General features: G+C 68.0%; 16 protein-coding genes and 1 pseudogene. 9 read left to right on the plus strand and 8 right to left on the minus strand.

Features of this window, described 5'->3' with window-relative positions:
- The coding region (locus ATO4_RS27765; RefSeq protein WP_176223010.1) for a hypothetical protein at nt 1-313 on the plus strand (313 nt) is incomplete at its 5' end.
- A 52-nt stretch (nt 314-365) separates the two neighbouring features.
- Here the strand turns inward: ATO4_RS27765 and ATO4_RS15320 are convergent.
- From ATO4_RS15320 to ATO4_RS15330, 3 genes are all read right to left on the minus strand, one after another.
- Nucleotides 366-929 carry a type 1 glutamine amidotransferase domain-containing protein gene (locus ATO4_RS15320; protein ID WP_083592410.1) on the minus strand — a complete coding sequence of 188 codons (564 nt, stop codon included), beginning with the start codon at nt 927-929 and terminating at the stop codon, nt 366-368.
- A 147-nt stretch (nt 930-1,076) separates the two neighbouring features.
- Nucleotides 1,077-1,577 (minus strand): RecX family transcriptional regulator, encoded by a 501-nt coding sequence (locus tag ATO4_RS15325; RefSeq protein WP_245308771.1) that lies wholly within the window; start codon nt 1,575-1,577, stop codon nt 1,077-1,079.
- 132 nt (nt 1,578-1,709) lie between these two features.
- Complete coding sequence (locus ATO4_RS15330; protein ID WP_083592412.1) at nt 1,710-2,651, minus strand: LysR substrate-binding domain-containing protein; 942 nt, start codon at nt 2,649-2,651, stop codon at nt 1,710-1,712.
- A 137-nt stretch (nt 2,652-2,788) separates the two neighbouring features.
- On the opposite strand from ATO4_RS15330, the gene ATO4_RS15335 reads away from it, so the two are divergent.
- Nucleotides 2,789-3,085, plus strand: coding sequence for a hypothetical protein (locus tag ATO4_RS15335; protein WP_083592413.1), 297 nt, complete (start codon nt 2,789-2,791; stop codon nt 3,083-3,085).
- 222 nt (nt 3,086-3,307) lie between these two features.
- On the opposite strand, the gene ATO4_RS15340 is transcribed toward ATO4_RS15335, so the two are convergent.
- Complete coding sequence (locus ATO4_RS15340; protein ID WP_083592414.1) at nt 3,308-3,559, minus strand: hypothetical protein; 252 nt, start codon at nt 3,557-3,559, stop codon at nt 3,308-3,310.
- A gap of 434 nt (nt 3,560-3,993) precedes the next feature.
- Here ATO4_RS15340 and ATO4_RS15345 point away from each other — a divergent pair, with 434 nt between their 5' ends.
- From ATO4_RS15345 to ATO4_RS15360, 4 genes and pseudogenes are all read left to right on the plus strand, one after another.
- Nucleotides 3,994-4,653, plus strand: a complete 660-nt coding sequence (locus tag ATO4_RS15345; protein ID WP_083592415.1) for a TRAP transporter small permease subunit — start codon at nt 3,994-3,996, stop codon at nt 4,651-4,653.
- Nucleotides 4,650-4,889 (plus strand): annotated as a pseudogene (locus ATO4_RS28805) (C4-dicarboxylate ABC transporter); the annotation flags it as partial. The gene ATO4_RS15345 and the pseudogene ATO4_RS28805, both read left to right, overlap by 4 nt.
- Before the next feature lie 725 nt (nt 4,890-5,614).
- On the plus strand, nt 5,615-7,669 hold the full coding sequence (locus ATO4_RS15355; protein WP_083592417.1) for a TRAP transporter large permease subunit: 2,055 nt from the start codon (nt 5,615-5,617) through the stop codon (nt 7,667-7,669).
- 160 nt (nt 7,670-7,829) lie between these two features.
- A complete protein-coding gene (locus ATO4_RS15360) occupies nt 7,830-8,837 on the plus strand; it encodes a DUF4424 domain-containing protein (protein ID WP_176223011.1) in 1,008 nt (335 codons plus the stop codon).
- A gap of 528 nt (nt 8,838-9,365) precedes the next feature.
- Here the strand turns inward: ATO4_RS15360 and pyrC are convergent.
- The 4 genes from pyrC to ATO4_RS15380 form a co-directional block, all read right to left on the minus strand.
- On the minus strand, nt 9,366-10,439 hold the full coding sequence (pyrC, locus tag ATO4_RS15365) for a dihydroorotase (protein ID WP_083592419.1): 1,074 nt from the start codon (nt 10,437-10,439) through the stop codon (nt 9,366-9,368).
- A gap of 281 nt (nt 10,440-10,720) precedes the next feature.
- Nucleotides 10,721-11,470, minus strand: coding sequence for a TIM barrel protein (locus ATO4_RS15370; RefSeq protein ID WP_083592488.1), 750 nt, complete (start codon nt 11,468-11,470; stop codon nt 10,721-10,723).
- Between the two features lie 33 nt (nt 11,471-11,503).
- Nucleotides 11,504-12,505 (minus strand): inositol 2-dehydrogenase, encoded by a 1,002-nt coding sequence (gene iolG / locus ATO4_RS15375; RefSeq protein WP_083592420.1) that lies wholly within the window; start codon nt 12,503-12,505, stop codon nt 11,504-11,506.
- Between the two features lie 41 nt (nt 12,506-12,546).
- Entirely contained in the window at nt 12,547-13,662 is a 1,116-nt protein-coding gene (locus ATO4_RS15380; RefSeq protein WP_083592421.1) for a Gfo/Idh/MocA family oxidoreductase, read from the minus strand.
- A gap of 88 nt (nt 13,663-13,750) precedes the next feature.
- Here ATO4_RS15380 and ATO4_RS15385 point away from each other — a divergent pair, with 88 nt between their 5' ends.
- The 3 genes from ATO4_RS15385 to ATO4_RS15395 all read left to right on the plus strand — a co-directional run bounded on the left by ATO4_RS15385 (nt 13,751) and on the right by ATO4_RS15395 (nt 16,871).
- Nucleotides 13,751-14,587 carry a MurR/RpiR family transcriptional regulator gene (locus ATO4_RS15385; RefSeq protein WP_083592422.1) on the plus strand — a complete coding sequence of 279 codons (837 nt, stop codon included), beginning with the start codon at nt 13,751-13,753 and terminating at the stop codon, nt 14,585-14,587.
- Nucleotides 14,588-14,743: 156 nt separating this feature from the next.
- Complete coding sequence (locus ATO4_RS15390) at nt 14,744-15,670, plus strand: sugar ABC transporter substrate-binding protein (protein WP_083592423.1); 927 nt, start codon at nt 14,744-14,746, stop codon at nt 15,668-15,670.
- Between the two features lie 94 nt (nt 15,671-15,764).
- Nucleotides 15,765-16,871, plus strand: a complete 1,107-nt coding sequence (locus tag ATO4_RS15395; RefSeq protein ID WP_083592424.1) for an ABC transporter permease — start codon at nt 15,765-15,767, stop codon at nt 16,869-16,871.

Below are 16,871 nucleotides of genomic sequence, written 5' to 3' on the forward strand. Positions count from 1 at the left end.
GCTGGCGGCGAGCCTGCCTGTCGCGGCGCAGGCTCGTCCCGCCGCGCCGACCGCCGTGCCGGCGCTGGCCCCGCCCCCGCCGGCCGCCCCGGCCGCGCCGCGCCGCTCGCCCTCGGAGCGAGAGGCCCTGCGGGAAAAACTGCGGGCGATCGCCGAACAGGCGAGGCTGGAAGACCAGCCCGAGGACGATCCCGCCTATACCGTCTACAACGAGGATATCGCCCGGCTTCAGCAGGATATCCTGGCCGTCAAGCAGAACCTGGCGGACGCAAGAAGCCGGCGGAGCCCGCATGGAGCTCAGCCGGCGGAGTAACATCGGGAACGGCAGGCCGCGCGTCGCGGCCCGCCGGTACGAGTGATGCGTCTCAGGCGACCTTGCGGTCCTCGTGGCGGCCTTCCTCGACCTCCTCGATGATCTTCGCGATGAAGGCCGGCAGATCGCCGGGGTTGCGCGAGGTGATCAGGGCCTGGTGGACGACCACTTCCTCGTCGTGCCACTTGCCACCGGCATTGATGACATCGGTCTTGATCGACTTGTAGGACGTGACGTCCCGGTCGCGGACGACGTCCGCCTCGATCAGCAACCAGGGGGCGTGGCAGATCGCCGCCAGCGGCTTCTTGGAGTTGAAGAACTCCCGCACGAAGCTGACGACCTTGGGGTCGCTGCGCAGCTTGTCCGGATTGATCTGGCCGCCCGGCAGCACCAGCGCGTCGTAATCGCTGGTGCGGACCTGGGAGAGTTCCTTGTCCACCGGTATTTCCTTGTCCCAGTGATCCTGGTCCCAACCGGTGATCGTGCCGGGCTTGGTCGAGACGACGTCGACGGTGGCACCGGCGGCACGCAGCTTCTCGAGCGGCTCCGTCAGTTCCACCTGCTCGAACCCGTCGGTGGCGAGAATGGCGATCCTGGCTTCGGTAATCTTGGGCATGTTGCTTGTCCCTTTCGGCAGGCCGCGATCGGCTGTGGCAGCTGCCTGCGTCGATCGTCGATCCTGGTTGCGTTGTTGCAGGGACAACGGCACCACCGGCGCGAGGTTCCGCCGCCAATCGAGCGCGCAAATCCTTGGCGGAATTATTTAATTCTCGTCCGAGGCAGACGCGTCCACAGGATCGACGGCGGCATCGATGGCGGCGACCGCAACGCCGAGCGGGAAGCCCGCCCGCACCATCGCGGCGATTTCCCGCTCGCGGCGGTCGCCCCGGCCGGGGCTGCGATACGGGCCGAAGCGGCGGCGGCGGACATAGGCGGCGGCAGCCTCCGCCTCCTCGGTCTCGTCGCTCTCGAGCGTCGCCTCGACGAGCTCCCGCGGCAGACCCTTCTCGATCAGCCTGGCAGTCGTCATGACCCGCGAGGCGCCCTTGCGCCGCAGGCTCGCCAGCCGCGCCTGGGCATAGGTGTGGTCATCGACGAGGCCGAGTTCGACGAGCCGCGCCACCGTCGCCTCGATCAGCGGTTCGTGGGGAGCCGGCGCTTCGCCCGCCGGAGCCGCGCGGCGCGCGACCTTGCGCCGGAGCACCTTGCGCAGGTTTTCCGTCGAGGTGGCGTAGCGCTCGACATAGTGGATGGCGGCGCGCATCAGCCATTCCGCGCTGACCGGCCTTGCTCTGGTCGAATTCCTTGCCATCGCCGTGTCATAGCCACTCGCCGGCGGCCGAGGCAATGTCGGTCGACGCGGTTCGGGAAGCGCTCCGGTCGCCGGCCATCCCGCCTAGGCGGCGTCGACGAAGTCGGCGAGGCTGTTGCACTTGCCGCGGATGAGATGCGTCAGGCGGGCATGGGCGAAGTCGACGAAGACGCGGACCGCCGGCAGCATGGAACGGCGCGAGGGAAAGGCGAGATGCATCACCTCGCTCTCGCCGGCCCAGTCCGGCAACACCCGGACCAATTCGCCGGCCCGGATCATGCTCGCGGTGAAGAGTTCCGGCAGGATCGCGATGCCACCGCCGTTGCGGGCCGCCTGGGCGAGAACCGGGAGCGAGGCCGAGACGAGCCGCGGCTGGAGGCGCACCGTCCGCATCTCGCCGCCGCTATGCAGGAGACGCCAGGTCTCGTCGTCGTTCCCGTCTCGGGCAAGGGTCGCAAAGCGCGTCAGATCGGCAGGCGATGCCGGCCGTCCGGCCTTGGCGAGATAGGCCGGGCTGGCGACCAGCGACCAGGTGACTTCGGCGATCTTCTTGACGACGAGATCGCCATCGCCGGGCTGATCGAGCCGGCCGCCGCGGATCGCCACGTCGATATGCTCCTCGGCGAGGTCGAAATGGCGCATCCCGAGGAGCAGGCGCACCCGCACCTTGGGAAACTGCTCCAGGAATTCCGGCAGCCCCGCTCCGAGCGTCGCCGCGCAGGCGCCCGGCAGGGCCGCGACCGTGACGAGGCCGCGTGGTTCCGCGCTCATCGCCGTCGCCATCATCTCGGCCGACTGCAGCTGGCCGACCGCGACGCGGCACTTCTCGTAGAACTCGCGGCCGATCGCGGTGACGGCGAAGCTGTGGGTCGTGCGCTCGATCAACCGCACGCCGAGATCCTGTTCGAGCGCCAGGATCCGCCGCGACAGCGTCGACTTGCCGATGCCGATGTCCCTGGCGGCTGCGTTGAAACCGCCGTTGCGGACCACCGCCTCGAAATAGCGGAAATCGTTGAGGTCGTGCATCCTCGTCCCATCCACGGGACGAGATGTCCCGAAGTTAAGTCTACAGCACGAATTTTGCGCTTGCTAGACCGTAATTGGGACAGGTCGGAGGAAAGTCGAACTCCGACGTCAGGTCCGATCTGGATAGGAACACCCCCATGAAGAACACTCTCGCGATCGCGGCCGGGCTGACGATGCTCATGGCCGCACCGGCAGCATCGTCCGCCGCAGGGCTCGTGCCGGGCTCGGGCGCCGACTTCTACGAGCCCCCCGCCGTCGTCACGACGACGCGGAGCGACGACCAGCTCAGCACCGGCTCGACGCGCAGCTATGGCAGCCAGGCGCCGGTGCGCCGCGACGCCACCGACCAGAAGACGAAGGCTCTTGAGGATTCCGGCCGCACCCAGCGCCGGTCGGTTCTGGTCCCCGGCTCGGGCGCCACCTTCAGCAAGTGACGATCCGCCGGCGGCTGCCGGCGCGCGACGTCTTTCAGCACATCGTCGTGCCCCGCCCTCGGCGGGGCACAGGCCGTTGAAGGGCAGCCCCGGAGCTTCCGGGCCTGCCGGGGTCGAGAGCGCGCATCCGGCGGACGAAGCCGCCAGGCGCCGGCGCCGCGCCACCGGCGAGCGACGCAGCCGCAGGCATGACTCGTTGCCGCTTGCCGCCTCGGCCGGCGCTCAGGGCTTGTCCTTCTCGGCCGCCGGCACGTAGCGCCCGCTCCGTCGCGGCGGATGATCGGCAATGCCCGCCACCCAGTCGAAGAAACGGCCGATGGCGAGCGAATCGGTCTTGCCGACGACGACGTCCTTCTGGGGAAACTCCTTCAGGGCGCGGTAGCGCTTCAGCGCCCGCTCCGAGAGGCCGAAATAGGCCCTCAGCTCCCTGTCGGTCATGAAGCGCGGCCAGTGCGGGGGAAACTCGTCGGACATGCACCGAGGAATGCCCGCCCGGCGCGATCCTGTCCAGAGCCATGCTCGCGGTCCCGGCGGAGCCCGGCGGGCCCGTTCACGCCTGCCCCGGTCGCCGCAATCCTTCGGCGATCATTCCATCTCCGCACGATCGCCAAGTCTCGCCCAACACCAGTCCGGGATGCGTCTCTACGCCCCGCCGGCCATGATTACCGCCTCGCGGGTCGATGGCTCCTGAGACGCTAACCTTGTCTTATCTTGTGCTCAATGCCATCGCTCTTGCGCAGTCGGGGGAATTTGCTTAACGCAACCCACACCTTCGGCGCGGGGGAACCATCGCGCCATCCTGACAACCAGCCTCCTGGGCCGGTCCGACAACGATGAAGCGGTGGACGGCGAAGCCCGCAAGGCGCGGTGTCGAGCGTCGATCCCCGACGATTGGGGGAACAGGCCGCATGTCGGCTCTCATGTCTTTCGCGCGCGCCATCGACGGCCTGACGGCGTTCGTCGGGCGCGCGGTCGCCTGGCTGGTCCTCGTCGTGGTGCTGGTGAGTGCCGGCAACGCGGTGATCCGCAAACTCTTCGACCTCTCGTCCAATGCCTGGCTCGAACTGCAGTGGTATCTGTTCGGCGCGATCTTCATGCTCGCCGCTGCCTGGACGCTGCAGCGCAACGAGCACATCCGGGTCGACATCGTCTCCAACGCCCTGTCGAAGCGCACCCGCGACTGGATCGACTTCGTCGGCCACATCGTGATCCTCCTGCCCTTCGCGGCGCTGATGGTCTGGCTCCTCTGGCCCTACGTCCTCCTGTCCTTCACCAGCGGCGAGCGGTCCGGCAATGCCGGCGGCCTGATCATCTGGCCGGCCAAGGCGCTGCTTCTGGGGGGCTTCCTCTTGCTGCTGCTGCAGGGCGTGTCCGAGCTGATCAAGCGCGGCGCCGTGCTCTTCGCCGGCTATCCCGACGAGACGCCGCAAGGCGTCAGCCACGCCGCCGAGGCGATGGAGCTTTCGGCGCTCGCCCCCGACGAGCCGCAGGGAGGGACGAAACTGCCGACAGGCGCGAAAGGCACCCTCCAAAACGACGGCACCGAGACGAGGGAGCCACGCCGATGACCGAATTCATCGCCCACAATCTCGCGCCGATCATGTTCCTCACCCTCGTGGTGGTGCTGCTTCTCGGCTATCCGGTCGCCTTCTCACTGGCTGCCGTCGGCCTAGGCTTCTTCGTCATCGGCGTCGAGCTGGCGCCGCTGTCCAACGACATCAACCTGTTCTGGCCGCTGCTCGGCGCCCTGCCGGACCGGTTCTTCGACGGGGTGATGTCGAACGATACCCTGCTCGCCATCCCCTTGCTTCTGCTCATGTCGGCGATTCTCGCCTTCATCCTCCTTGGCGAAGGCAAGACCGCGTTCGATAGTTTGAGCAAAGCCGGCTATCGCCGACTTTTGATCATGGCGCTCGCGATCGCCGCTGCGTTCCTGGCCGTGGAATATCTGATCGCTTCGAATCTCTGGCTCCTGCTCGACGGGCCAGCCTTCGACAACGTCACATGGGCCACGGCCGCTCATGGTACCGGTCTCGTGCTGGCTCTCTTCGTCATGTCCAGACAGTTCAAACCCAGCTCGGCAGTCGCAACGACTGCGCCGACACCAAGCGTGATCATGGTCGCTGCGGCAATCGTTCTGGCAGTTGCGGCGGCCAGCGCGAGCGATGTCATGAGAACAGCTGAAGCGCTGGCTTTCGGCGCAGCTGCCGCGCTGACGATGGCCATCGCGCGCCAGTCGCACATTCGCCCGCTAATCCGCCAATCGGTCCGCATGAGTGCCAGCGTGTCCGCCAGCCTGATTTTCGTGCTGATCGGATTGCGGACTTTCTCTCTCGCCTTCTTCGGGGTCAACGGGCATCTCTGGATCGAGGAACTGACTGCGAAACTCTCAGCGCCTGTAGCAGTCTCGAGCCTGCAACGACGGCAAGGGGTCGAACTCGCTTCGTTCTCCAGTACATCGATCGACCGAGCTTCGGCGGCGCGACCGGAAACCCTTGCGACGATAGCCGGAACCGTGGGAGCGCGCCGATGACCGAATTCATCGCCCACAATCTCGCGCCGATCATGTTCCTCACCCTCGTGGTGGTGCTGCTTCTCGGCTATCCGGTCGCCTTCTCGCTGGCCGCCATCGGCCTCGGCTTCTTCGTCATCGGCGTCGAGCTGGCGCCGCTGTCCGACGACATCAACCTCTTCTGGCCGCTGCTCGGCGCCCTGCCGGACCGGTTCTTCGGCGGGGTGATGTCGAACGACACCCTGCTGGCGATTCCGTTCTTCACCTTCATGGGGCTGATCCTGGAACGCTCCGGCATGGCCGAGGATCTGCTCGAGACCGTCGGCCAGCTGTTCGGTCCGCTTCGCGGCGGCCTCGCCTATGCGGTGATCTTCGTCGGCGCGCTTCTGGCCGCCACCACCGGCGTCGTCGCCGCGTCGGTGATCGCCATGGGCCTGATCTCCCTGCCGATCATGCTGCGCTACGGATACGACCGCAAGCTCGCCTCGGGCGTGATCGTGGCCTCCGGCACCCTCGCCCAGATCGTGCCGCCCTCGCTGGTCCTCATCGTTCTCGCCGACCAGCTCGGCCGCTCGGTCGGCGACATGTATTCCGGCGCGCTGGTGCCGGCGCTGGTGCTCACCGGCCTCTATGTCCTCTACATGTTCGCCGTGACGATGCTGAACGCCAAGTCCGCCCCGGCACTGCCGCCGGAAGCCCGCACGCTCGGCGGCGGCGTCACTTCGCTCATTCTGAGCCTGATCGCGGCAGGCACGGTTTCCTACCTCGCGACCCTCTATCTCGAAGGCTATGTCCTGCAGGGAGCGGGAATCTGGGGCGCCGTCATCGGCGTGGTGGCGATCTACACCCTCGCCGTCCTCAACAAGGCGCTGAAGCTCAAGCTTCTCTCCTACCTCACCCAGCAGGTGATCATCGTCATGGTGCCGCCGCTGGCACTGATCTTCCTGGTCCTCGGCACGATCTTCCTCGGCGTCGCGACGCCGACCGAGGGCGGCGCCATGGGCGCCGTGGGAGCGCTGATCCTCGCCTTTTCCAAGCGCCGACTGAGTACTTCGCTGCTGGTCCAGGCGATGGAGGCGACCACCAAGCTGTCGGCCTTCGTGCTGTTCATCCTGATCGGCGCGCGGGTGTTCTCGCTGACCTTCTACGGCGTCAACGGCCATATCTGGGTCGAGGAACTGCTGACCGCCGTTCCCGGCGGCGAGACCGGCTTCCTCATCGTCGTCAATGTGCTGGTCTTCTTCCTCGCCTTCTTCCTCGACTTCTTCGAACTCGCCTTCATCATCGTGCCGCTGCTGGCACCCGCAGCGGAAAACCTCGGCATCGACCTCATCTGGTTCGGCGTGCTGCTCGGCATCAACATGCAGACGTCGTTCATGCATCCGCCCTTCGGATTCGCGCTGTTCTACCTGCGCTCGGTGGCGGCGAAGATCCCCTATCTCGACCGGATCACCGGCAAGCGGATGGAGCCGGTGACGACCGGGCAGATCTACTGGGGCGCGGTGCCCTTCGTCTGCATCCAGGTGGTGATGGTGGGCCTGACCATCGCCTTTCCGGGCATGGTGATGCGCTACAAGTCCGAGGCGCCGCCGCCGAGCAGCCAGGACTTCAAGGTGGACATGCCCGGGCTCGGCAGCAGCGGCGGCGGGGCGCCGAACTTCGGCCTGCCGCCCCTCGGCGGCAGCAACGGCGCCGGCGGAGTTGGCGCACCCGGTGGCGGCAATCCCGGCTTCGGCCTGCCGCCGCTGAGCTTCCCGGGCAGCCAGCCGGCACCGCAGGGCGGCCAGGGCACCGCCGCTCCCGGCACGCAGTCGCCCGGGCCATCGCCGGCGCCGGCCTTCGGCCTGCCGCCGCTCCAGCTCGGCAACCCGCCGGCGGCGAGCGGCGCGGCGACGCCGGGAGCGGGCGCCGCGGCACCGTCGGGAGCCGGCGCGTCCGCCAGCAACGGGCCCGGCGCGACCCGGACGCCCGAACAAGGAGCATCCCAGACTCCGCCGAACGACGGCAGCGGCAATGGGGGCACCGGAGCGCCGGGCGGCATCGACCTGTCGCAACCGCCGTCCTTCAACTGACGCGCCGCCCTTGCGAGCCTGCCGCCAAGGTGGCGGCGCGAGGGCTTCAGAGGTGCCGGCTCCGGCCTTCTCCACAGGGACTTGCGGCCGCGATGACGCTGCGGCAATGTCGCGGCGACTGAGGCCGCATCTCGACCCGCGGCCGCTTCGGGAGGGAAGGTTGCCGTTTCGTGGATTTTTCTCCGCCCTCCTGCTCTTCGTCTGTGCAGGCCCGGCGCTCGCCAACGATTCCACCGCGAATTTCGCCGCCGGCGGCCTTGTGCTGACCAAGACGGATGCGATCGAGATGCGGCGGGAGGATCTGGCGATCTCGCTCGAGCGGATCAGCGTCGACTACGAGTTCGTCAACGTCACCGACCAGCCGGTGACGACCACCGTCGCCTTTCCGCTGCCGGAAATCGCGATCGATCCCTTTAACGGCAATGTCGACCTGCCGTCGGACAATCCGGACGACCCGTTCCTCTTTGAGACGATGGTGGACGGCAAGCCGGTGGAGATGACCATCGACCGCGCCGCCTATCATGACGGCGAGAACGTCTCGAACAGGCTGGCGGAGCTCGGCGTGCCCCTCGCCCCCTTTGCCGGCAATGTGGTCGACGCGCTCGACGCGCTGCCGGAAGCCGAGCAGCAGGCGCTGGTCGCCGACGAGATCGCGGTGGTGAACGAATACGACGCCGGCAAGGGCTGGGAGCGGCATCTGGCGCCGAACTGGTCGATCCGCCTCGCCTATCACTGGGACCAGACCTTTCCGCCCGGCCGGACGGTGAGGGTCAGCCACAGCTACAAGCCCTCGGTCGGCAGCTTCGTCTCGACCGAGGTCGGCGCCAGCTATCAGAGCCCGGAAGAGGCACGGCAGTTCCGCGCTCGCTACTGCGTCGAGGACGATATCATCGCGGCCGTGAAGCGCGCTGGAGCGAAGGCGGGCTTCGAGGGCGGCGGCTATCAGGACCGCTACATCGACTACGTGCTGACGACGGGAGCCAATTGGGCCAAGCCCATCGGCACCTTCCGGCTCGTCGTCGACAAGGGCGCGGCGAAGAACCTCGTCAGCTTCTGCGCCAGCGGCGTGAAGAAGATCGCGCCGACGAAGTTCGAGGTCGTCTATCAGGACTTCGTCCCGAAGGAGGACCTGCACGTGCTGATCCTGGTCGCGCCGACGGAGGAATAGCCGGCCGGCGGCGCCCGATGGGTTTCATGTGTGGCGAGGGTCGACGCTTCGTCTTCCGGGCCCCGTCCCCGGAGTCCGGATCGACGTCGGAGGCAGTCCATTTCATCCACTGCATCGGGTGTTTGAAGGGCTGCCCCTGGCTTATCGGGACGGGGCCTACACGATTGGCACATCTCGTGCGGTCGCGTCGGCAATCGTCCCCACCACCCCAACATCGGCATGGAAGAACGGTCGCATCGCTGGAAACGTCGTCATCCCGGCCCCGAGCCGGGATCCATTCCTCGACGTCGGAATGGCCTTTCGGTTCAGAACAAAGGATCCGTCGGCAACCCGCGGGCGCAACGGCGTCCACGATTTGGAATGGATCCCGGCTCGGGGGCCGGGATGACGAAGCGGTCGTGCTTCCATCCATCCTGCTACGCCGCTTCGTCCCACCAGTTGCTGACGCAACGCCAGCGTGACATGTGTGAATGCTGTCGGGACGGGCTCGACCAAGCCGAGAGGCGAGGCCCGCCCCCCGTGCGCCCGTCAGTCCGCGACCACGGACCACTCCAGCGGCCGGTCGGGGCGGAACACCACGACGCTGCCGTCCTCGCCGGCATCGATATTCCGGAAGATCGCCGCGTCCGGCGCCGCGCGGCGCAGCCGGATCCTGTTTTCGTTGACGGGCAGCCGGTAGAAGGCCGGGCCGTTGCGGGAGACGAAACCCTCCAGCCTGTCGAGGGCGCCTTCCTCGTCGAAGACCTGCGCGACATAGGGGATGGCGACCGGGGCGTTGAAGATGCCGGCGCAGCCGCAGGCGCATTCCTTCAGCGACACGAGATGCGGCGCGGAATCGGTGCCGAGGAAGAATTTCTTGCTACCCGAAGTGGCGGCCCTGCGCAGCGCCTGGCGGTGATTCTCGCGCTTGGCGATGGGCAGGCAGTAGAGATGCGGCCGGATCCCGCCCTTGAAGAGGTCGGTGCGGTTGATGATCAGATGCTGCGGCGTGATCGTCGCAGCCAGGGTCTCGTCCGCCTCGCCGACATAGGACGCGCCCTCCTGCGTCGTGATGTGCTCCATGACGATGCGCAGCGCCGGGAAGTCCCTGCGCAGCGGGGCGAGCACCCGCTCGATGAAGACCGCCTCGCGGTCGAAGATGTCGACCTCGGGATCGGTCACCTCGCCATGGACGAGCAGCGGCACGTCGGCCGCCTGCATCGCCTCGAGCACCCTGGTGACGCGGGAGACATCCTTGACGCCGGCGTCGGAATTCGTCGTCGCGCCGGCGGGATAGAGCTTCACCGCCGTCAGCTCGCCGCTGGCGGCGCCCTCGGTGATGGCGGAGGGATCGGTGGTCTCGGTCAGATACAGCGTCATCAGCGGGCGGAAGCGCGCGTCCCCCGGCAGCGCCGCCGCGATGCGGCTGCGATAGGCCCGCAGGTCGTCGAGGCTTCGGACCGGCGGCACGAGGTTAGGCATGACGATGGCGCGGGAGAAGCTTGCGGCGCTCACCGGCGCCACGGCCTTCAGCATCGCGCCGTCGCGCAGATGCAGGTGCCAGTCGTCCGGGCGGATGATGGAGATCTCGGTGACGGCCTCGGAGTTCGGCTGCGTGGTCATGGGGGTGTGCCTTCCCGGAAATGATGGCCGTCGACGCCTCGACCGTCGGCTCACGGCCTTCCCCGGCGTGGCGGGCGAGACTTGGCCTTCTGCGCTGCCGCGGTTTGAGCAAACCTCTTCTCGCCTGTCCAGCCCGGTCACGGGCCGCGCGTTGCGCGGCGGGCGTTTCGGGGCAGACATTCCGGGCGGGCATCCGGGGCGGGCAGTCCGACGGGACGGCCCGCCCAGTCGCCTGGGCGGCTGGCGACCGCCTCGCGGCATTGGCGCCCGCCGAGGCGCGATCACGCCGGGGCGAAGATGCCGCGAAACGCCTGGAGCGCGGCCTCCGGATCGCCGCTGGCGAAGGCCTCCATCCCGACCGGACCGTCATAGCCCATGGCCTCAAGGGCGCGAGCGACGCCGGCATAGGCGATCTCGCCCGTCCCCGGCTCGCAGCGGCCCGGAACGTCCGCGACCTGCACCTCGCCGATCCATGGCAGCGCCCTGCGGCAGAGTTCGATCAGGTTCCCCTCGCCGATCTGGGCATGATAGAGGTCGAGATTGAGCCGCAGCCCCGGCCGGTTGACCGCCGAAACCAGCGCCAGCGTATCCTCGGCCCTCGCGAAGGGCACGCCCGGGTGATCGACGGCCAGGTTGAGGTTTTCCAGCGTGAAGGTCACACCCTTCTCCTCGGCGAGATCGGCGATCCGCTCCAGCGTGTCGCGGGCCTTCATCCACATGGCGCCGCTGACGGTGTCGCAGGGCGTCACCGGCAGGCCGCCCTCCCCGAGGCCGGTGCCGTGCAGATTGAGCCGGGCGACGCCGAGCCGCAGCCCGACATCGGCGGTCTGGCGCGCCGTGCGCAGCAGCTCGGCGGCGCCCTCGTCGTCGGCGAGGCGGCCGGAGAGATAGCCGTTCATGATCGAGAAGGTCGCGCCGGAGCGCTCCAGCATGGCGAGGTCATGGTCCGGCCAGTTCCACAGCCCGACCTGGAACCCCAGTTCGGTCAGGCGCTTCACCCGCCATTCCATCGGGCGGTCGCGCCACAGCATCTCGGCGCAGGCGGCGAGGGTGAAGGCCACGGGTCAGGCCTCCATCATCACGTCGGCCAGCGCGACCGGCCTTCCTTCCTTCAGCGAACGGTTCGCAGCTTCCGCCAGAGCCAGTGCATTGACCCCGTCTGCGACGCTCGCCGGAACCGGCTTGCCGTCCTCCACCGCATCGACGAAGGCCGCCCACTCGATCTGATAGGCCCGCATGTAGCGTTCGAGGAAGAACAACACCGGCTTGGCCGAGGCGACGCCCGCGATGGTGGACTTCACCACCGTGTTCTCGATCTCGTTCTTCGCCTCCAGCATGCCGTCCGAGCCGAGCAGCTCGATCCGCTGGTCGTAGCCGAAGACGGCCCGGCGCGAATTGCGGATGGTGGCGAGGCGCCCGTCCGCATAGGTCAGGACGACGACGGCGGTGTCGACGTCGCCCGCCGCGCCGATCGCCGGATCGACCAGGCAGGAGCCATGCGCCATGACGCTCTGCGGCAGGCCGAAGAGGAAGGCGCACATGTCAAAATCGTGGATCATCATGTCCCGGTAGAGCCCACCCGAGACCTTGACATAGGCGACCGGGGGCGGCGCGGGGTCGTAGGAGGTGACGGCGAGCATCTCACCCTTGCCGATCTCGCCGGCATCGAGGGCCGCCTTCAGCGCCGCAAAGTTGGGATCGAAGCGGCGGTTGAAGCCGATCATCACCGGCCGGGCCGACGAGGCGGCGATCTCGCGGACCTTGAGGGCGCGCTCCAGCGACAGGTCGATCGGCTTCTCGCAGAAGATGGCTTTGCCCGCCGCGACGCCCTTCTCGATCAGCTCGGCATGGGTGTTGGTCGAGGAGGCGATCAGGATCGCGTCGATCGAGGCGTCGGCGAGGATGTCCTCGGGCGAGCGCACGGCGATGCCGTGGTCCGCCGCAAGGCTTTCCGCCGCCGCGGCGACGACGTCGGTGACGGCTACGAGTTCGGACCGCGGATCGGCCCGGATCGAGGCGGCGTGGACCTTGCCGATGCGGCCGGCGCCGAAGAGTGCGACTTTCATGGAGTTCCTCCCTGTCCGGCGGGGCGGACGATCGTCAGGTGTCAGAGATGGACCCGCCGCCCCTCGCGGGCGGAGGTGTCGATGGCATGGATCACCGCCTCGAAGGACAGCGCGGCGGTGAAGTCGGGGTGGTTCGGCGAACCGTCCGCGATGGCGCGCAGGAACGAGGCCACCTCGATGGTCTTCAGGTCGCCGAAGCCGAGCTGGTGGCCGGCCGCCGGGCAGAAGGCGCCATAGGGCGGGTGCTCGGGGCCGGTGAGGATGGTCCGAAAACCCTGGCGCGACCGTTCGCCTTCGTCGACGAAGAGCTGCAGCTCGTTCATCCGCTCCTGCGAAAAGCCGATCATGCCCTTCGTCCCGTGCACCTCGAAGTCGAGCCGGTTCTTGCGGCCCCAGGCCGAGCGCGAGGTGACGAGCGTCCCCTGCGCGCCGCTTTGAAAGCGCAGGATCGCCGAGGCCGCGTCCTCGTTCTCGACGGCGGCGCGGCCGGAGCCATCGGCGAGCGGCCTCGTCTCGTGGATGATCTGGGTGTCGGCGAGAAGGCTCTCCACCGGCCCCATCAGGCCGCAGGCCATGGAGACGAGGTGGCAGCCGAGATCGCCCAGCGTGCCGAGGCCGGCATCCGCGCGCCTGGCCCGCCACGTCCAGGCCAGCTCGGGATCGGCCTGGTAGTCCTCGTCGACGATGCCGCGGAAATGCACCGGCCGGCCGATGGCGCCGCCCGCGATCAGGCGCCTCGCATGGGCGAAGGCCGGATTGTGGATGTAGTTGTAGCCGACGATGGTGCGGACGCCCGCATTGCGGGCCGCGGCTTCCATCTCCGCGGCATCCTCCAGCGTCAGCGCCATCGGCTTCTCGCAATGGACGTGCTTGCCCGCCGCGATGGCCGCCAGCGCCATCTCCCTGTGGAGGGCGTTGGGCGTGGTGACCGAGACGATGTCGACGTCGGGGCTCGCGACGAGGTCGCGCCAGTCGTCCGTCGCGCCGTCGAAGCCGAACTGCCGGGCCATCGCCTCGGCCTTGTCCCGCGGCGTGTCGCAGAGCCGCGCCAGCCGCACCTCCGGCAGATCGCCGAAGACGGCGCCCGCGGCGCGGTAGGCCAGCGCATGGGCCTTGCCCATGAAGCCGGTGCCGATGAGCCCCAGACCGATCGCCATGAACCCCCTCCCCTCCCCTTCTTTGGAATATCTATTCCATCAGTGGGATGCGCCTGTATAGTGCCGGTGTCAAGACAGGAGATTCGCCATGGCGGCCACAGGCAACGAGACGACGCGGGCGCCGGAAAACGTCTCCGAGCTGCTCGATCGGCTCGACGGCATCGACGCGTCGCTGCCGAAGCGGCTCGGCCAGTGCGCCGGATTCCTGCGCCAGAACATCCACCTCGTCGCGGTCTCGACGGTCGCCGACCTTGCCGCCGGCGCCGGGGTGCAGCCCTCGGCCTTCATGCGATTCTGCCAGGCGCTGGGGTTTTCCGGCTTTTCGGAGATGCAGGCGCTGTTTCGCGCCGAATATCGCGAGTTCCGACCCGACTACGCCGAGCGGCTGTCGCAGCTGCGCCAGCGCGGCGAGGAAGGGCCGGAGCTGCTTGTCGCAAACTTCGCCGAGGCCGGACACAAGTCGCTGGTATCACTCATGAATACCCTCGACGGCGAGCGACTGCAGCAGGCCTGCGACATCCTCGCCGCGGCCGGCACGATCCATCTCGTCGGCCTGCGCCGCGCCTTCGCGATCGTCAGCACCATGGGTTACATGCTCGACAAGATGCAGGTGCCGACGGTGATCCACCGCACCTCCGGCCAGATCGAGAGCGACCACGCGATCCGCCCCGGCGACGCGCTCTTCGCCGTCAGCTTCGCGCCCTTCTCCCAGGAAACGCTGCAGCTCGCCGCCCGCACCCACGAGCGCGGCATCCCGGTCGTCGGCCTCAGCGACACCGCCGACGGACCGCTGGCCACCACCGCGCGAACCCTCCTCGTCGCCCGCGAAGTCGATGTCGGCGCCTTTCGCGTCCCCACGGCCGCCATGACCCTGGCGACCTCGCTGGCGGTCGCCGTCGGCGGAATGCGCAAGGAAGGCAATTGACATTCCGGCTGGCGAGGCCGAAAATGGAATAAATCTTCCATAAGCCGCCGGGAGGGCGGCCGGAAGACGAAAGGGTTCGGTCGCCGCAAGGATCGGCGGCCGCGCAGACCAGCCAGTTCGCAATTTGAAAATTCGACAGCGGGAGGAAAAACCAACATGACACTTCTGAAGACGCTCACCGGCGCCGCCGTGGCGCTCGCCATCGCCGGGCCGGCCATGGCCCAGCAGATCATCGTCGTCACCCATGGCCAGGCCAACGATCCGTTCTGGTCGGTGGTCAAGAACGGCGTCGAGGAGGCCGCGAAGAACACCGGCGCCAGCGTCGACTACCGGGCCCCCGAGACCTTCGACATGGTGCAGATGGGCCAGCTCATCGACGCCGCCGTGAACCAGGAGCCCGACGGCCTCGTCGTCTCGATCCCCGATGCCGACGCCCTCGGGCCGTCGATCGAGCGGGCCGTCCAGGCCGGCATCCCGGTGATCTCGATGAATTCCGGCTCCGACGTGTCGAAGACGCTCGGCGCGCTCCTGCATGTCGGCCAGGACGAGTTCACCGCCGGCAAGGCGGCGGGCGAAAAGCTCAAGGAAATGGGCGGCAAGACCGCGCTCTGCGTCAACCAGGAGGTCGGCAACGTCTCGCTCGACCAGCGCTGCGCCGGTTTCGAGGAAGGCTTCGGCGGCAGCGTCCAGGTCGTGCCGACCTCGAACGATCCGACCGAGGTGAAGTCCAAGGTGCAGGCGGCGCTGGAATCCAACCAGGACGTCGACACCATCCTCGGCCTCGGCGCCGCCACCGTCGGCGAGCCGGCGGTCCAGGCGGTCGAGGCGGTCGGGCGCGGCGACACAGTGAAGGTCGCGAGCTTCGACCTTTCGGCCGGCTTTCTCAAGAACGTCGCCGACGGCAAGGCGGCCTTCGCCATCGACCAGCAGCAGTTCCTGCAGGGCTACCTGCCCGTCGCCTTCCTGGCGCTCAACGCGAAATACGGCCTGATGCCCGGCGGCAACGTGCCCTCCGGCCCGAACCTCGTCACCGAGGAGAAGGCGTCCCAGGTGATCGAGCTGTCGTCCAAGGGCATCCGCTGAGCCTGATCCCCACCGGGGTCACCGCCTGAAGGGTCGCGGCGCCAGCCGCGCCGCGACCCTCTCCGTGCTCAAGACTTTTTCGAGGGACAATCCCATGGCCGATGTCTCAGAGGCCGTTCAGGACGAACGGCTGAAGCGGGAAGGCTTCGTCACGACGCTGATGAAGCGGCCCGAGCTCGGCGCGCTCGCCGGCGTCGTCGCGGTGACGATCTTCTTCCTCTTCACCGCCTCGGACACGATGTTCACGCTCTCCGGCGTCATGAACTTCATGACCCCCGCGGCCCAGCTCGGCATCCTCGCCATCGGCGCCGCGATGCTGATGATCGGCGGCGAGTTCGACCTTTCGATCGGCTCCATGGTGGCCTTTTCCGGGCTGATCTTCGGCGCCTTCGTCGTCACCTTCGGCATGCCGCTGGTGATCGCCATCCCCGCGACCTTCGCCATTGCCGCGGCGCTCGGCGCCCTCAACGGCACGATCGTCCTGAAGACCGGCCTGCCCTCCTTCATCGTTACCCTCGCCTTCCTGTTCATCCTGCGCGGCGCTTCGCTGGTCGGCCTGAAGATCGCCACCGGCGGCTCCACCCAGCTGCGCGGCGTGCGCGATGCGGTGGAGACCGACGTCCTGACGCCGGTGTTTTCCGGCGACGCCTTCACCGGCCTGTTCGCCTGGCTCGCGGAGCAGGGCCTGATCGACCGCTTCTCCAGCGGCGTGCCCAAGGTGCCGGGCATTCCCGTCGAGATCCTCTGGTTCGTCGCCTTCGCCCTCGTCGCCACCTACGTCCTCCTGCGCACGCCCCAGGGCAACTGGATCTTCGCGTCGGGCGGCGACGAGACCGCCGCGTCGAATTCCGGCGTGCCGGTGCGCAAGGTGAAGATCTCGCTCTTCGTGCTCACCGCCTGCTGCGCGACGCTGGTCGCCATCATCACCGTCATCGATGCCGGCTCGACCGATGCGCGGCGCGGCTTCATGAAGGAGTTCGAGGCGATCATCGCCGCCGTCATCGGCGGCTGCCTCCTCACCGGCGGCTACGGCTCGGCTATCGGCGCCTTCTTCGGGGCGATCATCTTCGGCATGGTGACGATCGGGCTGACCTACACCACCATCGACCAGGACTGGTTCCAGGTGTTCCTCGGCGCCATGCTGCTCGCCGCCGTCCTCTTCAACAACTACATCCGCAAGCGGGTGACGGGGGAGCGCTGA

The organism is Aurantimonas sp. 22II-16-19i (genome assembly GCF_002088275.1).
Classification (GTDB): Bacteria; Pseudomonadota; Alphaproteobacteria; order Rhizobiales; family Rhizobiaceae; genus Jiella.

What these genes read in the sequence shown, in the direction of transcription:
- ATO4_RS15320 (WP_083592410.1), bottom strand. Translation starts at nt 929, where the DNA reads ATGCCCAAGATTACCGAAGCCAGGATCGCCATTCTCGCCACCGACGGG.
- ATO4_RS15325 (WP_245308771.1), bottom strand. Translation starts at nt 1,577, where the DNA reads ATGCGCGCCGCCATCCACTATGTCGAGCGCTACGCCACCTCGACGGAA.
- ATO4_RS15330 (WP_083592412.1), bottom strand. Translation starts at nt 2,651, where the DNA reads ATGCACGACCTCAACGATTTCCGCTATTTCGAGGCGGTGGTCCGCAAC.
- ATO4_RS15335 (WP_083592413.1), top strand. Translation starts at nt 2,789, where the DNA reads ATGAAGAACACTCTCGCGATCGCGGCCGGGCTGACGATGCTCATGGCC.
- ATO4_RS15340 (WP_083592414.1), bottom strand. Translation starts at nt 3,559, where the DNA reads ATGTCCGACGAGTTTCCCCCGCACTGGCCGCGCTTCATGACCGACAGG.
- ATO4_RS15345 (WP_083592415.1), top strand. Translation starts at nt 3,994, where the DNA reads ATGTCGGCTCTCATGTCTTTCGCGCGCGCCATCGACGGCCTGACGGCG.
- ATO4_RS15355 (WP_083592417.1), top strand. Translation starts at nt 5,615, where the DNA reads ATGACCGAATTCATCGCCCACAATCTCGCGCCGATCATGTTCCTCACC.
- pyrC (WP_083592419.1), bottom strand. Translation starts at nt 10,439, where the DNA reads ATGACCACGCAGCCGAACTCCGAGGCCGTCACCGAGATCTCCATCATC.
- ATO4_RS15370 (WP_083592488.1), bottom strand. Translation starts at nt 11,470, where the DNA reads ATGCTGTGGCGCGACCGCCCGATGGAATGGCGGGTGAAGCGCCTGACC.
- iolG (WP_083592420.1), bottom strand. Translation starts at nt 12,505, where the DNA reads ATGAAAGTCGCACTCTTCGGCGCCGGCCGCATCGGCAAGGTCCACGCC.
- ATO4_RS15380 (WP_083592421.1), bottom strand. Translation starts at nt 13,662, where the DNA reads ATGGCGATCGGTCTGGGGCTCATCGGCACCGGCTTCATGGGCAAGGCC.
- ATO4_RS15385 (WP_083592422.1), top strand. Translation starts at nt 13,751, where the DNA reads ATGGCGGCCACAGGCAACGAGACGACGCGGGCGCCGGAAAACGTCTCC.
- ATO4_RS15390 (WP_083592423.1), top strand. Translation starts at nt 14,744, where the DNA reads ATGACACTTCTGAAGACGCTCACCGGCGCCGCCGTGGCGCTCGCCATC.
- ATO4_RS15395 (WP_083592424.1), top strand. Translation starts at nt 15,765, where the DNA reads ATGGCCGATGTCTCAGAGGCCGTTCAGGACGAACGGCTGAAGCGGGAA.